Here is a 16,422-nt window from a genome sequence, read left to right on the forward strand (position 1 = left end):
CCCATCAGGCGGGGTGCGTGAAAGAGGGTGCGTTTCACGAGTGAAGCGATAGCTAACTTATTGATATAAGTATATTTCCACTATCACGTTAACCATTCGGTAAGTATGGAATGAACAATTGTGCAACCGTGGGTGCCCGACGCTCCGCTTTGTGGGACGTCCGATTATCGCAGAATCGGACGAACCATAGAGCCGTCTTTCGCAGCAAGTAGCTGCTCCTTCCGTGCATCGGGGGTGCAGCGTGCAAAGCTTTCTTGGAAAAGTCACAACGGCCGCTTTGCGGACTTACCGGACTTTCTCCCACGAAGCTTTTGCTCACGCAGAAACCGCTTGCACACGCGGCACGCCAGCCGCTGCAATGCAGCCCGTGCCGGCAATCCGGCCATTAAAGCCAATGCTATGGCGCGGCGGACTTTTGCGACTGCGGCAAACGCAAGTGCAGAGACTTCGAATCGGCGTTGGAGTGGATCGTCGAGGAGATCCCCGGCATTTTCGAGCAGCTCCACTATGCGCTTCAGGACTACACGAACTACGACAACTATCGTGCCGGCATCAGAACTCGAAAGAAGAGCGGCATGAACAACACCGACGGCAACAATAGGGGCGGATTGGACGCCGCATAGAATTCCTGTGCGGCGTCCGCGGACGGTCGGAAATCGGCGCGTCGCTATTCTGCATGGTCAAGGCGAGCACGCCGGCGCGCACAAGCGGACGGCATGTGCCGAACGGCGCGGCCCTTAGATTGCAGATTTACGTCGGACGTTTCGCCAGCAGGAGGAGACCTCCAAAGACCATCACTCCCAGTCCGGAAGCCCCCTGGAGCCAGTTCAGGTTCGAGGCCGCAGTGCGGGCGGCCAGCGCTCCACCTGAGGCATAGACCGTGATCGCCAGAGCCTCGAGGAGGATAAAGAGCGCTCCGAGGAGGGTATAGCTCTCGGCGTAGGCGTCCAACGCGACGAACTGCGGAAAGAACGCCGCAAAGATCAGGATCGCCTTCGGGTTACCGATGGCGACGAGAGCTTCCTGCCTGAAAGCATCCGACAGGTCCGGGCGGGCACCGCAAAGATCGCTACGAGGCATCGCGCCGGATGACTTCAGCGTCTTCCAGCCCAGCCAGATCAGGTAGGCGGCACCGACCACCTTGACGGCGGTGAAGACAAGCGCCGAGGTCGACAGGATCATCCCCAGACCCAACGCGCTGACGATGATCATGGGAACGAACACCAGGAGTCGGCCAAGGCTGGCGGTGAGCGCAAACCCGATGCCATGCCGCGCACCGTTGGTCATCGCGATGAGGTTGTTCGGACCAAAAGCGAGGTTCAGCGCAAAACACGCCGGGACAAAGAGTAATAAATCGGTCATCGTCGCTCCTTTCATGTCTTCGGCCAAGGCATAGCCGCCCTGCCACTTTTCATTTCAAACATGATCCGCACCACGGATCCTTCGCGCAGCGGGGCATGTCACTCGTGCAAGTCCGGAACGGACGCTACGGGATCGGCAGTCCTTGAAGTTTCAGGAACGAGAGCTTGTCCCAATAGCCCCGTTGGAAAGTTGTTTCACCACCGACCACCGTGAAAATGCCGCAGCCTCTCAGGCCGTTCGGATCCTGCCATTCCAGGACAACGACATCGCCGGCATCGTGAAGCTGATCCACGATGCAGACCATGTTTGCCGTTGAAAACTCGCGTTCGAACATCTCCCGGATGGCCTCGCGGCCCGTTACCGGCTCCTGAGTCACCTGGTGATTGACCGCGTCGGAACTGTAGAGACGTGCCAACGCCCCGGCATCGCCGGCATTGAAGGCTTTCACCCACTTTCCAATCAGTTCAGCAGGCGTCATTTCCAGGCTCCAACCTTTTCAACTGGGGTGGCGAACGCGGCGTTTCTGAGCGCCGCGTTCGATCCCGGGCAGGGTTACGGATAGGTGGCAATTGACTGATAGTGCGCTATGCAGCTGTCACTTCCGTCGCCCTCTTCCATCACCTCGAAGAATGCGTGGCACACCGCCGATGTCTTCTCCTTCTCCATTACATCCTCCAGATCCGCCGCGCTGCGGAACTGTACGATGTCGATGTACTTGCCATCGCCGGTGCGGACCAGTTCGCGGCGGAGCACGCCCGGCTCGGCTGCAACGAAGTTGGCCTGAAATGCGGCCGAGGCGGCCAGAAGATCCGCTTCGGTCTTTCCCTTGGCCAGCGTGAACGGGGCAAGAACTGTGATTTTGTCGGTCATTTGGGTTCTCCTTTCCTCATGGTGATTGGCGACATGTCAAATGCGCCATTGCGGGCGTTTGCTGCATGATCCTTCATTGTGATGGCTCCCGGTGTGCAGCGGAGGTCACGAGTTCTGGTTGGCCAGGCTGTTCGGTGCCAGCCGGGCGGCCAATCTGCTGCGCGGCGGCCCGTGCCGGGACCCTGTTGTGGGGCGCCGGCGCTTCGCCCCGTTCGACCGCGTCGAGAAACGGAACCATCTCGGCCGCGACGGAGGCCGGGTCTTCCCAATGCGGCGCGTGCCCGGCCCAGCCGAACCGCTTTCGCGTGACATTACGGACGGAGGCCGCGAACAGATCCTCCTCGTCATGACACATCTCGTCGAACGCGCCCGAGAGGACGAGCGTCGGCATGATGAGCGCGCGAAGCCGATCGGAGAGATCGGTATCGAGCAGGGCATGGAAAGTGTCCCGCCAGACCCTGGCCGGAACCTTGAGGCTTTCGACAACCACGCCCGAAAGAAATGCCGGATCGACCGCCGGGGAACTCGTGCCTTCCTGCCAGGACCGGACGAAGGCGGGGTCGAGTGGATCCTCCAGGGAGGAGAACGTGTCCCGGCAAAGCTCTGCGATGACCGGGTTCCGCGAGGGATTGACGAAGATGCCGATCAGCACCAGCGCCGAGGCGCGCTCGGGCCACGAAGCGGCGAATTGCTGGGCCACCAGTGTCCCGAGGGAGTGGCCGACGATCGCAGCGCGTGTGATTCCCAAGGCGCTCAATGCCGCGGCGAGGTCATCGGCATGATCTTCGATCCGGTACGCCGCTTCGGGCTCGGCCGAGTCGCCGTGCCCTCGATAACTGAACGCTATTGTCCGGTATCGGTCGGGCACGTGCGCCAGAAGTGGCAAAAAAGACCTCCAGCTGTCTGTCGCTCCGTGGAGGAAGATCAGCGGGGCTCCCCGAGGGTCGCCGCCTTCAGCGCCGTCAAGGGTCAGGCCCAAGGGGGTCGTGACGGAGAGTTTTCGTGGGTTCATGATGTGTTTCCTTGTCCAAGTGCATGTGAGGTGAAGCCGCCGGGGTGGTGCCTTGAGGTGACGGGTGTGGCGGTCCCGCGGCCACGAAAGGGATTCGGGGCGTCAAGCGGTATCCATGCCTGCCGCCCCGAACCGTCAGGGTTTGAGCTGCGCGTGATCCTGGGATGTCTCGATCACGAATTGTATGCGGGTGCCGAGGCCTTCGCTCATTCCGAGGTTGGTCTGGACCAGCACACCTTCCAGACCGGCGTAGTCACCGAGCCCACCCGTGATGACGCGCGGCATCGGAACGCCGTAGTCCGCCAGCTCGGCACCCTGAGCAATGATCAGGTCGCCATCGTCGAACTGAAAGACCTGGCGGCTGATAATGAAGGTCCCGGTGGTCGTGTGGGCCCCGTCACCCACGAACCGGCCGTCACAAGTCCATGTGCCGATCACCTTTTTGGGGAATACCGGCGAGCCATCGGGGTTCACGCCCTCGAGGCCGCCGTCCAGCGTGCCGGCCTCGTAGATATAGCCCTGCGTCACGAAGGGGTTGCCATAGGCCGGCAGCCCGTCGTCATGCACGGGCGTCGGCGCGAAGAGGAACCGGGTATGGTCCTCGGCGACGTCAAAGCGAGTGAGCGGGTCGGCCCAGGCGGGCACCGCAAGAGTGAGTGTGGCGAGTGCCACTGAAGATAATTGTCTGAGCATCTTGGATCTCCTGAGTTTGGCGGCCGGTTGGATTCTCTCGCGCGGTCGGGCAGCCGTTTCGGTCGCGCGAATTAGTCTTGGATTGATGGATGGCCGAAAGCGCGCACCATCTCAGCCAAAGCGTCCATGCCGCACGGCATGGCGGATTCCGTCGCGGGTTAGCCCCATGTCGCGCAGGAGATAGTTCGGCATATCCTCGAGATCGCGGATGGCAATTCGCTTCCTCCTTCTCTCCTTCAGTTCATGCAACCAGGCGCGAAGCCGGCCGTTTGCCGCTCCGGATTTGCCGTTCGCGATAGCGATGGTAGCGGTCATGTCCGTTGCTCCTTTTCTTGAACAGTTTCGAAAGTTTCATCTCGGCGCCGACGCCGGTCACGCCGCGGCGGCGAGGTCCTCGGCCCGGCGTTTGAAGAGCCGGCTGAGCGGGCTGTCGTGCCGACGATCAAACCGCTCGTCGGCCAGGGCCTGCGCCAGCGGGGCGTCGCCGGTGCGCAGCGCGGCCTCGATCAGCGTGAGATCGAGTACGTCGCGCTGGGCATGGCTGCCGCCGAAGTGGTGAGCGATGGAACGCACCGGGCGCAGCAGGCCGATCGCGCGGCGATAGTCGCCGTCCCCGAAGGCCAGAATCGCCTGCGTCGCCGCGAGACCGACATCCGCCGCAAACCCGGCGTTGTCGCCGGGGCGCTGCATCGCTTCCCGCTGGGCGGCCAGCACGGCCTCGACCGCGTCGCGACGTCCGGCGCCCACGAACGCCATGGCGGCATGCACGTCGTTGAAGGCGTAGGTGCTCGTCGCCACCAGCGGCGCCCATTTGTCGGCAAGCGCCGCCCAGCGGTCGCCTGTGTTCACACCGCGCAGCAGCAGCCGCCAAAGCAGGGCCGAGGCGTCCACCAGTTCGATCGCCAGACCGGAACTGTTCCCGTCGATCTCGCCGTCGAACAGCGACAGAACGGTCGGGAAATCCCCGAGCTCAAGGTGGTAAAGCGCGAGATGCCACCAGTTGTGCACCTTGAAAAAGCTGTCACCGGCCCAGGCGTCGCTGCCGCGCATCCAGGCGATGCCTTCCTCGGTGCGGTTCTGCATCTCCAGCACATGGGCAACCGCATGTTGCGCCCATCCGTTTCTCGGTTCGAGTTCGACGCCTCGCCGTCCTGTCGCCTCGGCTCGGGCATAGTCACCGGTCTCTTCCAGACCAAAAGCGTGCATCCCGAGCGTCGCGTGGTAGTCTGGCATGTCCTCGTTCCAGTACGGCAGCGCGCGGGCGATGCGGTCGCGCAGCATCCGACTATGGCCGGTGAAGAAGTCGATCTGGTGACCGGCGAGCAACGCCAGGCTGTCTCGGGGATATGCAATTGTTACGTCTTCAAGCACACGCCCAGCCTCGTGCCAGCGACCCTCGACCAGATGGCCGATTGCCGCAGCGTGGCCTTTCTCGCGCTCGGTGCGGGCGGTCCTTAGAAGGTTGGCATGGTACTTCCGCGCCGCCGGCAATGCTCCCGGTTCGGTCCCCAGAAGATTCAGCCATGCCATGACCGCGTGCGCGAGGGCGAAGTCGGGTGCCTCGGCGAGGGCGTTTTTGGCGCGTGCCACGGGATTGCCCCGGTAGCACAAGAGTTCGGCAAGTCCGCTTTCGAGTTCGGCGGCGGCTGCCGATGTCGCGCCGGAAAGCGCGAAGCCTTGGGCATCCTTCAGCATTTCTTGTTTCCTTCCTATCGACTGTTTTTCAACAGCGCGTTCGCATTGGTGATGCGGTTGTTATGAACCCGTGTAGGGAATCGCGTTAGAAGGGCATCCGACGAGAACGGTGAATATCGGACAAGGAGGCGGCGACAGCCACGCGGCTTAGAGCCGCGCGCACATGAATCGGGGTCGGGTTTGAGAAATACGAGGCTGGGGAGTTGATCCAGGCCGTCCGGAGTCGTCCTGATTTCCAGGCGCCGCGACAGTTGGCGTGTTGTCGCGGCGCAATCGTGGCCGAGCGTGCCGGACGTGCTCAGCGAGAAGCGGTCAGACGACGGATTGTCAGCAGACTCGCCACCGCGGTCCCTGTCACCAATCCGAGCCACAGGCCGGTCACTCCGAGCCCGCCGACCTCGCACAGGAGGACGCCAACGGGCGCGCCGACGACCCATTGGCCGAAAAGGCTGTATGTCATTGGAGCGCGCGCGTCTTTCTGCCCACGCAGAAGACCGGTGGCGGCGGAACCGGGCGTGCCAAACAGCTCCAACACTGCCAGAAGAAGAAGCAGTCCCGTTGCCAGCGAGGCGGCGGCCGCGCCCGTCGGCGTCGTATCAAAGAACGCTGCGGCCAAGGGGGACGCGGCGAGCGCGAGCGTCAGGCAAAGAAAGATTCCGGCTGCGAGCGAGAGCCCCACGCTGCCTGCGGCAACGGCTCGGGTCGTGGCGCGGTCTGCGACGCTCTCGGCGCGGGCCATGCGGACGAGCGAGGCCTGGAGCAGTGCCGCCGGGATAGCATAGGCGAAGCCGGCCGCGCGAAGAGTCAGGGTGTGCGCCGCCACGTCGCCAGCGCCAAGCCGGGCGGCATAGAGCGTGGCGACAAGGAAGATGCCGACCTCGCCGACGGAGGCGATTCCGATTGGCAGTCCGACACGGAGTACGGAGGTCACCTCGGCGCGAGATGGCCATGCCCGGCCCGGCGGCAACGGCTTTCTGACACGACGGTGGATCGCCGACAGAACCCCCAGGGTCGCCGAGGCAACGAGAAGAGACGAAACGCCTGCCCCGGTCGGACCAAGGGAGGGAACAGGCGCGAGGCCGGCCATGAAGATGTAGTTCGCGGCGGCGTTCAGGGGCAGCATGCTCAGCGTGACGTAAAGGAACAGTCGAGGCCGCTCAGCCGAAGTGAGAACCGTTCGATAGAGCGCAACACCCAGCATTGGCACGAGGGTCAGCGCCATGGCGCGGGTATAGCCGCGCCCTGCGTCCAGCAACTCCGCATCAAGCTCCGCCAGGGCGAGCCAATTCGGCGCCGTCCAGACGATGGGCATGGTCAGCGCCGCGACGCCGCTGACGACGAGCCAGCCAGAGCGGTGGAGCCTTGCCCGCTCCAGACATTCATTCCGGGCGACCGCCGCGGAATAAAACGGCGCGACGCCTGCAACAATGCCTGCGCCGAGATAGAAGATAATCGAGTAGAGGTCGCTGCCGACCGCGACAGCCGCGAATGCCTCGGTCCCGTACATGGCGGAAACCATGGTGGCGTCGGTGATGCCCATCCCCATGTTCACAAGCGAGATCAGCATGATCGGCACGGCGAGGCGTAGGAGAGCGCGGACTTCCCCGGCGGCCCGGGAAAGGGCTGCGAAATTCTCAGGTGATCCGACGGCAGGGCTCCTAGACAGGAATGTCCCCGCTTGTCTGGTCGTGGCGCGCGCTCCCGCTCTTGCCGGATCGCTTCGCCGGAGTGCACCGGCATCGGGCTGCGGATCGGGTCGAACCGACCCCGAGGACTGTCGCAACGACATCCCGGAATTGTCAGCAGCGATGGGTGTTCGGTCCGCGCCACGGAGTGCAATGCTTTGGGACGCTTCTAGCATCTTAAGTCCTTCCGTATCGATCGCGCGCTGAAAGGGCGGTCCAGGTTTGTTCGTGAGCTTCCTATGGACCGGCGATGGGACCGATGTTAGAAGGGCGATCGACATAAACGGTGAAAATCAGACACAATGACCTCTAAAAACACGCCCACATCAATTCGGACTGTCGTTGTCGGCGCACCCGTCGCCGTAACGGCAATCGCATTCTCTATTCTCGATGTGCTTGCGTCGGCCGGCCGCGGCTGGGAGACGTTGCATGGTGAGCAGCCTGGGCCGCCCAAGTTTCAAGGCAGCCTTCGCACACTTGACGGTCAGGAATACCGGGATGTGAATGGCCGCGTCGTGATGCCCGATGGAAGGCTTGACAGCGGGGCAACGCCAGATCTGATCGTAGTTCCAGCTCTAGACCTCGATCCGCGGAGCCCTCTTCCTGACCTGCTGCTTCCCGTTGCCGCCTGGGTCGCGCACTGCCACTCCCAAGGTTCCATCGTCGCCTCCGTCTGCTCTGGAGCCATGGTTCTCGCGGCATCCGGTCTGCTGGACGGTCAGGAGGCGACGACACATTGGGCCTTTGCTGATGGCCTCGCCCGGCGATTTCCCGCAGTGAAAGTCAGGCGAGAACGCATCTTGATCCCGGCAGGCGAAGGACATCGTGTCATCACCGCCGGGGGCACTTCGGCCTGGACCGATCTTGTCCTCTACCTGATTGGCCGGTTTTCTGGAGAGGTGACGGCGCGACATGTTGCAAAGTCGTGGCTGCTTGATCCGCATTCTGTCGGGCAGTTGACATATGCGTCGCTCGCGGCTGGCCGTCAGCATGAGGACCGATTGGTTGCGGACGGCCAGGCCTGGGCGGCGGATCACTATTCACACCCGACACCGGTCGCTGCGATGGCGGAACGAAGTGGCCTGACCGAGCGGAGCTTCCTGCGCCGGTTCAAGCGAGCCACCGGTTTGACGCCCGTGGAGTACGTTCAGAGGCTGCGCATCGAGGAAGCCAAGCAGCTGCTCGAGACCACGAAACTGCCGATCGACGAGATTGCCGCGGAAATCGGATACTCGGAACCATCGAGCTTCCGCTCTGCTTTCCGCAAGCAGGTCGGCCAGCCGGCAACGGCCTACCGACGTCGCTGGTCAATGATTGCTCATACCGAGTGACCCGACACCACGAAGGCAAAGCTTTGGGTATAACGTCGGAAAAGGCAGGCAAGCGTATCCGGGCGGAGGCAGCGCAGCTTCGCATCGGGACCAGCGGCGATTCGATCGAGATGGTCGCGCGCAAGGTCGGTTTCGGCAATCCGTAGCGGATGCGCCCAGCATTTCTACGGTTCTATGGGCAGCCGCCAAATTCGGTTCGGCCCGCGGGTAATGTGGCGTAATTGGCGGTTCATTAACATTACGCACTGCACGGAAACAGCGTCCTTTGAATATCTCATGAGATGGCGCAGAAAGCAGACGGTCGACCTGCTTGATCGAACGGCACCAAAGTCCGCGACCAGGCGTTGCTTCAGAAATTTGGCGGCGCTTGACCTAAACGGCCGCATTAACTTCTGCCAAGCAGCGTAAGTTTTCTGCGTCGGCGCAGCGAACTTTCCTCTGCGAGCGCACGCAGCGGGAGAATGACACATCCGCAAAGGGCTCATAGTCGCCATTGCGACTGACCTGCAAACTCCCGCGCACTAACCCATAGCGCGCCTCGGTGCCCGCGAGCAAGCCGTAGGGTGGGGTTCTACCCCACCAAGCCTCGATCACATAGGACCACCCGCGTGCCCACACATGGCACCACCCCCCACCCCTCTCCGCTTGCGCGTCGGGCGTTCGGCGCTGACGATCTTCAATCGGAAGATCGTCCGGGCGCGCCTCGCCCCCCGTGAAACCGCGCTAAAGTTTCTGAACAGAATTCACGAAATGAAACGATTTCATTCTCTTACCAATCCCTTCACGCGCCATATCCCGTGACCGGGCGCCCAGTTGCCATTCAGGACTGAGTGAAGCGGCGGGCCAGGCTGGCGTCAGCCCCCGGCAGCGGCTCGGCGCCAGTTTCGGGGTCAGAGAGCCAAGCTTCGGATACAGGCAGCAGACGGCGATAGGCGGCGGCAACGCGGGGCCGTGCGGGACCAGGCGGCACGGGCGCGAGCGGGGCGGGCAGGTCTGGCCAGCGGAGCGAGATCCTCCGCCAGCGGTGGATTAGAAGCGTGCGCGCCGCCATCGCGTCTCCGGGGCTCAATTCGGCCGGGTCGAGACAGTCGAGATCGGCAAACAGCCGGTCGAGCGCGGTGCGCTGTTCGGGCGGCATCAGTTTCGTGCCGATACCGGGGGCGCACCTGAGACCGCCGGTCACCGACAGCGCGGTCCCGGCCTTCGCCTCCGGCCCCGAGATCAAACTCAGCCCGCCGCCAAGCGAAAATCCGTCGGCCGCGTCCTCGGTGAGCGCGAGCGTCCAGACGACCGGCGTCTTGGCCGGCGCGGCATAGATGCGCCGGGCGGCGGGCTCGTACTCGGCGAGCCCGCGCGCGCTCAGCCGGTAGTGGCTCACCCGTCCGGTCCGCTCGCGGACGACCCAGCCGTCCCGCGCAAGCCGCGAAAGCGCGGTGCGAAGCGCGCCGGGCTCGACGCCGAGCCGGCCGAGAATAAGCGCGAGCCGGGCAAGCGCCACGCGGCCGCCGCGCGGCTGGACCGCGTCGCCCATCACGGTAATGACGAGCGACCAGACCCGGGGGCGTCCTTCGGCGTGCAGCGCGTCAATGAGCGGGGCGAGAGGGTCCATTCCCCGGCTTTAGCCTGAACGCGCGACCATGGTCAAAAGCTCATATTCGGCGACCGGCTCGTCTGACTGGTTCAACACTGTCACGGACCATGCAACCTCGCCGTAATCCTCCGTCCGACGGGTCTTTCGCTTCACGGTCAGCCGCACGCGGATCGTGTCGCCGGGGCTCACGGGCTTGCGGAATCTCAGCCCGTTCAGCCCGGTATTGGCGAGGACTGGGCCCGGTGCCGGGTCGACAAAGAGCCCGGCGGCGAACGAGAGGATCAGGTAGCCGTGGGCGACACGGCCGGGAAAGAACGGGTTCGCCTTCGCGGCCTTCTCGTCCATGTGAGCGTAGAACGTGTCGCCGGTGAATTGGGCGAAATGTTCGATATCTGCCAGCGTGACCTCGCGCGGCCCGGTCAATATCGTCTCGCTGATCTCGAGCGCGTCGAAATCGCGCCGGAATGGGTGGGCGGGACCCTCATGGCTCTTGTCGCCAGGCGCATGTTCGCCGGTGATGGCGGAAAGCATCCGCGGGCTGCCCTGCACCGCCGTCCGTGCCATGTAGTGCAGGACGCCGCGCACGCCGCCCAGCTCCTCGCCACCACCCGCGCGGCCCGGCCCGCCATGGATCATGTGCGGCAGGGGCGAGCCGTGGCCAGTCGCTTCGGCCGCACTGTCGCGGTCGTTCACGTAGATGCGGCCATGCCAGGCGGCAGCCTTGAGGGCATAGGTGCGGGCGATGTCAGGGTCATGCGTGAAAAGCGAGGATACGAGGCTGCCGCCGCCGAGATTGGCGAGCCGGGCCGCATGGTCGAGGTCGCGGGCGGGCAGGATCGTCGCCACCGGGCCGAAGGCCTCGGTATCGTGCACCGCGCGGGCGGCGTCGGGATCGTCGCAAAGGTAGAGCTCGGGCGCTGCGAAGGCGCCCTCTGCGGGTGCGCCGGAATGGCGGAAGGCGAGCCGGGCCTCGGCCGCGATCTCCGCGGCGCGGGCGGCGACGTCCTGCTTCTGTCCGGTGGAGACGAGCGCGCCCATCCGGGTAGCCGGATCGGCCGGGTCGCCGATCGTGATATCGGCGAGTCGGGCGGACAACGCGTCGGCGACGGCTCGCGCATGCGCCGCTGGCGCGATCACGCGGCGGATGGCGGTGCATTTCTGACCCGCCTTCACCGTCATCTCGACCGCCGCCTCCTTGATGAAAAGGTCGAACTCCGGCGTGCCCGGCCCAGCGTCGGGGCCGAGAACGGCGGCGTTCAGGCTGTCCTGCTCGGCGATGAAGCGGGTGGAGGCGGCCAAGAGGCGCGGGTTCGCTCGAAGCTTCAGCGCGGTCGCGGCGGAGCCGGTGAAGCTGATGACGTCCTGCGGCCCGAGCCGGTCGAGAAGATCGCCCGTGCCTCCTACGACGAGCTGCACCGTGCCTTCGGGGACGAGCCCACTTTCGACGATCATCCGGAAAGCCGCCTCGGTCAAATAGCTTGTCTGGGTCGCAGGCTTGACGATCACGGGTACGCCCGCGATGAGCGCGGGCGCGAGCTTTTCGAGCATCCCCCAGACCGGGAAGTTGAACGCGTTGATCTGGACAGCGACGCCGCGAAGCGACACGGCGATGTGGCGGCCAAGAAACGTTCCCGTCCGCGACAGCCGCTCTACCTCGCCGTCGAGATGGATCGCACCGTCCGGCATCCCGCGCCGCGCCTTCGACGCCATCGTCAGCGCGGTCATGATGCCGCCCTCGATGTCGATCCAACCGTCCTTGCGGGTCGCGCCGGTCAGCGGGTTGAGCGCGTAGAGCTCCTCCTTCCGTTCCTGGAGCATCAGCGCCACGGCCTTCACCATCCGCGCCCTGTCGTGGATGTTCATGGCGCGCAGCGCCGGACCGCCGGTGCCGGTTGCCCACTCCACCGCCGCACCGAAGTCGAGCTCGTCAGAGCCCGCGCGTGCGATCGCTTCCCCGGTCACGGGGCTCTCGATCACCTGGGCCGAAGCGCCGGGCGGGATCCAGCGCCCGGCGATGTAGGAGGATGGGGTGAGCATGGCGGCCTCCGGCGTTTCCGGGCAGTCTAGCGCGGCGGGATGCGCACGCAACACTCTTGACCGTCCGGTCGAATATGTAGCAGCATCGCGGACGGAGGACGCCCATGACACCGCAGGACCGCGCCGAGCGAAGCGCCGCCACAATGTGGGCGGGCGACGCGGCCTCGAAGCTTCTCGGCATGACGCTGGACGCCGTGGGGCCGGGACGTGCGGTCCTCTCGTTCACGGTGGGGCCCGAGCATCTGAACGGCCACGGTATCTGTCACGGCGGCTACATCTTCACGCTTGCCGACAGCGCCTTCGCCTTTGCCTGCAACAGCTACAACCGCATCGTCGTGGCGCAGCACAACGCGATCACCTACCTCTCGCCGGGGCGGGAGGGGGAGCGGCTGAAGGCCGAGGCGGTCGAGGTAAGCCTGAATGGCCGCTCGGGCACCTACGACGTGACCGTAACGGGCGGCGACGGGCGCAAGGTGGCGCTCTTCCGCGGTGCCTCCCGGCAGGTCGAGGGCCAGCATTTCGAGGAGAAGTCATGACCGAGGCGTTTCTCTGCGAGGGTCTCCGCACACCCATCGGGCGCTATGGCGGGGCGCTGTCATCGGTCAGGCCCGACGATCTTCTGGCCGGCGTGATCCGGGCGGTGATGGCGGCGGCGCCGGGCCTGCCGGGCGAGGCGGTGGACGAGGTTATCATCGGCTGCGCCAACCAGGCGGGCGAGGACAACCGCAACGTGGCGCGGATGGCGGCGCTCCTGTCCGGGCTGCCGCGTGACGTGCCGGGCGTCACGGTGAACCGGCTCTGCGGGTCGGGGCTCGACGCGGTGGGCATGGCCGCCCGCGCCGTCCGGCTGGGCGAGGCCGAAGTCGTCATTGGCGGCGGCGTCGAGAGCATGAGCCGTGCGCCCTTCGTCATGCCCAAGGCCGAGGCGGCGTTCTCGCGCAACACCGAGATTTACGACACCACCATTGGCTGGCGCTTCGTGAACCCCGCCCTGAAGGCGCAATACGGCATCGACTCCATGCCCGAGACCGCCGAGAACGTGGCCGAGGAGTTCAACGTCTCGCGCGCCGACCAGGACGCCTTCGCACTCCGCTCGCAGACCCGGGCGCTCGCCGCCATCGCCTCGGGCCGGATGGCCGAGGAGATCGCGCCGGTCAGCGTGCCGCAGCGCCGGGGCGTGCCGGTGGTGGTCGAGCGCGACGAACATCCGCGCGAATCCACCGCCGAGAAGCTCGCAGCGCTGCACACGCCGTTCCGGGTGGGCGGAACGATCACCGCTGGCAATGCCTCGGGCGTGAATGACGGCGCGGCGGCGCTGATCGTGGCCTCGGAGGCGGCGGTGACGCGGCACGGGCTAATCCCCAGGGCGCGGATCAAAGGCATGGCCTCGGCGGGCGTCGCGCCGCGGATCATGGGGATGGGGCCGGTCCCGGCGACCGAGAAACTCTTGGCGCAGCACGGACTTTCCATGAAGGACATCGGTCTCATCGAACTCAACGAAGCATTCGCCGCCCAGGCGCTCGCCGTGCTGCGCGGGCTCGGGCTGCCCGATGATGCGGAGCAGGTGAACCCGAACGGCGGCGCGATCGCGCTCGGTCATCCGCTCGGCATGTCCGGGGCCCGGCTGGCGCTGACGGCGGCGGTCGAGATGGGCAAGCGCGGGGCAGAACACGCACTTTGCACGATGTGCGTGGGCGTCGGACAGGGTGTCTCGCTTCTGTTGGAGCGCCCGTAAGGAGGCCGCGATGAGGGATCTGACACCGGACCGCAAGACGCTCGACCCGATCGAGATCGCGAGCCGCGACGAGATCGAGACCCTTCAGCTGAAGCGTCTGAAATGGTCGCTAAAGCACGCCTACGATCACGTGCCCTTCTACCGGGAAAGCCTCGACGCGGCGGGCGTCCATCCCGGCGACCTGCTGACGCTTTCCGACCTTGCGAAGTTCCCGTTCACGACAAAGGCCGACCTGCGCGCCAACTATCCCTTCGGCATGTTCGCGGTGCCGCGGGAAAAGGTGGTGCGGCTGCACGCCTCGTCGGGCACGACAGGTAAGCCCACGGTCGTCGGCTACACGGCGAAGGACATCGGCACTTGGGCTGACTGCGTCGCGCGGTCGATGCGTGCGGCAGGGACGCGGGCGGGCGATGTCGTCCATGTCGCCTACGGCTACGGGCTCTTCACCGGCGGCCTCGGCGCGCACTACGGGGCCGAGAAGCTCGGCTGCACGGTAGTGCCCGTCTCGGGCGGCGTGACCCCGCGCCAGGTCCAGCTGATCGAGGATTTCGGCGCCACGACGATCATGGTCACGCCGTCGTACATGCTCGCCATCCTCGACGAGTACCGCGCGCAGGGGCGGGACCCGCGCGAGAGCCCCTTAGAGGTCGGCATCTTCGGGGCCGAGCCCTGGACCAACGCGATGCGCGCCGAGATCGAGGGCGCGTTCGACATGCACGCGGTGGACATCTACGGGCTTTCCGAGGTCATCGGTCCAGGCGTCGCCAACGAATGCGTCGAAACGAAGGACGGGCTGCACATCTGGGAGGATCATTTCTACCCCGAGATCGTTGACCCGGAGACGGGGCAGCCGGTGGCCGAGGGCGAGAGGGGCGAGTTGGTCTTCACCTCGCTCACCAAAGAGGCGATGCCGGTCATCCGCTACCGCACGCGCGACCTCACGCGGCTCCTGCCCGGCACGGCGCGGTCGATGCGGCGCATGGAGAAGGTGACGGGGCGGTCGGACGACATGATCGCGCTGAGAGGCGTGAACGTCTTTCCGACACAGATCGAGGAGCAGGTCCTGAAGATCGCGACCTTCGCGCCTAACTTCCAGATCGAACTTGGGCGCGAGGGACGAATGGACGCGATGACGGTCCATGTCGAGGCGGCGGAGGGGCATTCAGACGCCTCCGAACGGCTCGCAGCATCGGTCCAGCTCCAGTCCGCGGTGCGGGATGCGGCGGGGGTCAAGGTCGCCGTGCAGGTCTCCGATCCGGGCGGGCTGCCGCGCAGCCAGGGCAAGGCAATCAGGATCGTCGACAACCGCCCGAAGGACTGAGCCGATGCCGAGGGGCCTTGCGCGCGATCATGAGGACAAGCGCATGGCGATCCGGGCTGGCGCGGCGAGCTATTTTGCCGAGCACGGCTTCGGCCGCGCCTCTATGGCGGGCGCGGCGCGGGCCTGCGGCGTGTCGAAGGCGCTGCTCTACCACTACCACGCCTCGAAGGAGGCGCTGCTCTTCGACATCCTCGACATGCATCTCTCCCGGCTCGTCGCGACGGTCGGCGCGGTCGCTGAGCGCGCGCCCGAGCCGCGGCTCCGGGCCCTCGTCAGGGCGATCCTTCTGGCCTACCGGGATGCCGATGCCGAGCATCGGTTGCAACTCGACGCGCTCTCCGCCCTGCCGCCCGGGCAGCGGAGCATCCTGCGCGGGCATCAACGCAGATTGGTGGAGGCGATGGCCGAGACGCTTGCCGCGCTGAGGCCTAACCTTTCCGGCGACAGACTTTTCGCCGCGACGATGTCGGTCTTCGCCATGCTGAACTGGTTCTTCCTCTGGCATCGCACCGGTCAGGGCCTTTCGCGCGAAAGCTACGCTGAACTGGTCGCCAACATGGTGCTGGGCGGGCTGCCGGCGATGGCAGACTGACCGCTGCCCGATCAGCCGCAGCGGACTCGTGCGATCCGCCCGACTCCGTCAATCTCGATATTGAGACGTTTCGGGTTGTAGTCCATCGTGACTGCCTGGCCCGGATGGATGACCCGCATGGGCGCCGGGAAGGTCATCGCTGCAAGAATGTCTTCCGATTGACCGACCATGAACTGCAGGTCCGCCGCCCCGCAGGCGTCCGCCCCGCTGCCGGGGCCCGGCTCGGGCTCGACGGTGGCCACACAGGCGCCGAGCCCGAGCGTCGCCACTGCCAAGAAAGTCCAATCGATCCGCATCGTCCTATCCTTGTGCCGAATGCCGAATTCGCTCATCCTCCTCGAAAACATAGCAGGGAGACTGGACAGATGAAAAGCCGCGCCGCTGTTGCCGTTGCCGCTGGAAAACCGTTGGAGATCATGGACGTCGAGCTTGCCGGGCCGAAGTCTGGCGAGGTGATGGTCGAGATCAGGGCGACGGGCATCTGCCACACCGACGAGT

Annotated in this window: 17 protein-coding genes and 1 pseudogene; 7 read left to right on the forward strand and 11 right to left on the reverse strand. The window is 65.2% G+C overall.

Annotated features, from left to right (window positions below; all coding sequences use genetic code 11):
• Positions 1-458: 458 nt before the first annotated feature.
• Positions 459-623: a hypothetical protein gene (locus DEA8626_RS21155; protein ID WP_181366514.1), complete on the forward strand. Its 165-nt coding sequence runs from the start codon at positions 459-461 to the stop codon at positions 621-623.
• A gap of 127 nt (positions 624-750) precedes the next feature.
• On the opposite strand, the gene DEA8626_RS18215 is transcribed toward DEA8626_RS21155, so the two are convergent.
• The 8 genes from DEA8626_RS18215 to DEA8626_RS18250 form a co-directional block, all read right to left on the reverse strand.
• Positions 751-1,389 carry a LysE family translocator gene (locus DEA8626_RS18215; RefSeq protein WP_245890909.1) on the reverse strand — a complete coding sequence of 213 codons (639 nt, stop codon included), beginning with the start codon at positions 1,387-1,389 and terminating at the stop codon, positions 751-753.
• A 97-nt stretch (positions 1,390-1,486) separates the two neighbouring features.
• The gene (locus DEA8626_RS18220) at positions 1,487-1,840 is read right to left on the reverse strand and encodes a YybH family protein (protein ID WP_108854618.1); all 354 of its coding nucleotides are present in this window, start codon (positions 1,838-1,840) and stop codon (positions 1,487-1,489) included.
• A gap of 74 nt (positions 1,841-1,914) precedes the next feature.
• A complete protein-coding gene (locus DEA8626_RS18225; RefSeq protein WP_108854619.1) occupies positions 1,915-2,232 on the reverse strand; it encodes a hypothetical protein in 318 nt (105 codons plus the stop codon).
• Positions 2,233-2,305: 73 nt separating this feature from the next.
• Entirely contained in the window at positions 2,306-3,244 is a 939-nt protein-coding gene (locus DEA8626_RS18230) for an alpha/beta fold hydrolase (RefSeq protein ID WP_108854620.1), read from the reverse strand.
• Between the two features lie 135 nt (positions 3,245-3,379).
• Positions 3,380-3,937, reverse strand: a complete 558-nt coding sequence (locus tag DEA8626_RS18235; protein ID WP_108854621.1) for a hypothetical protein — start codon at positions 3,935-3,937, stop codon at positions 3,380-3,382.
• Between the two features lie 111 nt (positions 3,938-4,048).
• Complete coding sequence (locus DEA8626_RS18240) at positions 4,049-4,252, reverse strand: DUF1127 domain-containing protein (protein WP_108854622.1); 204 nt, start codon at positions 4,250-4,252, stop codon at positions 4,049-4,051.
• A gap of 57 nt (positions 4,253-4,309) precedes the next feature.
• On the reverse strand, positions 4,310-5,632 hold the full coding sequence (locus DEA8626_RS18245) for a tetratricopeptide repeat protein (RefSeq protein ID WP_108854623.1): 1,323 nt from the start codon (positions 5,630-5,632) through the stop codon (positions 4,310-4,312).
• 298 nt (positions 5,633-5,930) lie between these two features.
• Complete coding sequence (locus tag DEA8626_RS18250; protein ID WP_181366515.1) at positions 5,931-7,199, reverse strand: MATE family efflux transporter; 1,269 nt, start codon at positions 7,197-7,199, stop codon at positions 5,931-5,933.
• Between the two features lie 420 nt (positions 7,200-7,619).
• Between DEA8626_RS18250 and DEA8626_RS18255 the strand changes: the two genes are divergently transcribed.
• On the forward strand, positions 7,620-8,648 hold the full coding sequence (locus DEA8626_RS18255; protein WP_108854625.1) for a GlxA family transcriptional regulator: 1,029 nt from the start codon (positions 7,620-7,622) through the stop codon (positions 8,646-8,648).
• Between the two features lie 820 nt (positions 8,649-9,468).
• Here the strand turns inward: DEA8626_RS18255 and DEA8626_RS18260 are convergent.
• Positions 9,469-10,257, reverse strand: a complete 789-nt coding sequence (locus tag DEA8626_RS18260) for a PaaX family transcriptional regulator C-terminal domain-containing protein (protein ID WP_108854626.1) — start codon at positions 10,255-10,257, stop codon at positions 9,469-9,471.
• 9 nt (positions 10,258-10,266) lie between these two features.
• The gene (gene paaZ / locus DEA8626_RS18265; protein WP_108854627.1) at positions 10,267-12,276 is read right to left on the reverse strand and encodes a phenylacetic acid degradation bifunctional protein PaaZ; all 2,010 of its coding nucleotides are present in this window, start codon (positions 12,274-12,276) and stop codon (positions 10,267-10,269) included.
• 104 nt (positions 12,277-12,380) lie between these two features.
• Here paaZ and paaI point away from each other — a divergent pair, with 104 nt between their 5' ends.
• From paaI to DEA8626_RS18285, 4 genes are read left to right on the forward strand one after another with little or no spacing between them, the layout of a single operon-like run.
• Positions 12,381-12,812, forward strand: coding sequence for a hydroxyphenylacetyl-CoA thioesterase PaaI (gene paaI / locus DEA8626_RS18270; RefSeq protein ID WP_108854628.1), 432 nt, complete (start codon positions 12,381-12,383; stop codon positions 12,810-12,812).
• On the forward strand, positions 12,809-14,011 hold the full coding sequence (pcaF, locus tag DEA8626_RS18275; RefSeq protein ID WP_108854629.1) for a 3-oxoadipyl-CoA thiolase: 1,203 nt from the start codon (positions 12,809-12,811) through the stop codon (positions 14,009-14,011). The genes paaI and pcaF overlap by 4 nt, the downstream gene beginning before the upstream one ends.
• 10 nt (positions 14,012-14,021) lie before the next feature.
• Complete coding sequence (paaK, locus tag DEA8626_RS18280) at positions 14,022-15,332, forward strand: phenylacetate--CoA ligase PaaK (RefSeq protein WP_108854630.1); 1,311 nt, start codon at positions 14,022-14,024, stop codon at positions 15,330-15,332.
• 4 nt (positions 15,333-15,336) lie between these two features.
• Positions 15,337-15,924 (forward strand): TetR/AcrR family transcriptional regulator, encoded by a 588-nt coding sequence (locus DEA8626_RS18285; protein WP_108854631.1) that lies wholly within the window; start codon positions 15,337-15,339, stop codon positions 15,922-15,924.
• An 11-nt stretch (positions 15,925-15,935) separates the two neighbouring features.
• On the opposite strand, the gene DEA8626_RS18290 is transcribed toward DEA8626_RS18285, so the two are convergent.
• Positions 15,936-16,220: an I78 family peptidase inhibitor gene (locus tag DEA8626_RS18290; RefSeq protein WP_108854703.1), complete on the reverse strand. Its 285-nt coding sequence runs from the start codon at positions 16,218-16,220 to the stop codon at positions 15,936-15,938.
• Between the two features lie 69 nt (positions 16,221-16,289).
• On the opposite strand from DEA8626_RS18290, the pseudogene DEA8626_RS18295 reads away from it, so the two are divergent.
• A pseudogene (locus DEA8626_RS18295) lies at positions 16,290-16,422 on the forward strand (S-(hydroxymethyl)glutathione dehydrogenase); the annotation flags it as partial.

Source organism: Defluviimonas aquaemixtae (assembly GCF_900302475.1).
GTDB classification, from domain to species: domain Bacteria; phylum Pseudomonadota; class Alphaproteobacteria; order Rhodobacterales; family Rhodobacteraceae; genus Albidovulum; species Albidovulum aquaemixtae.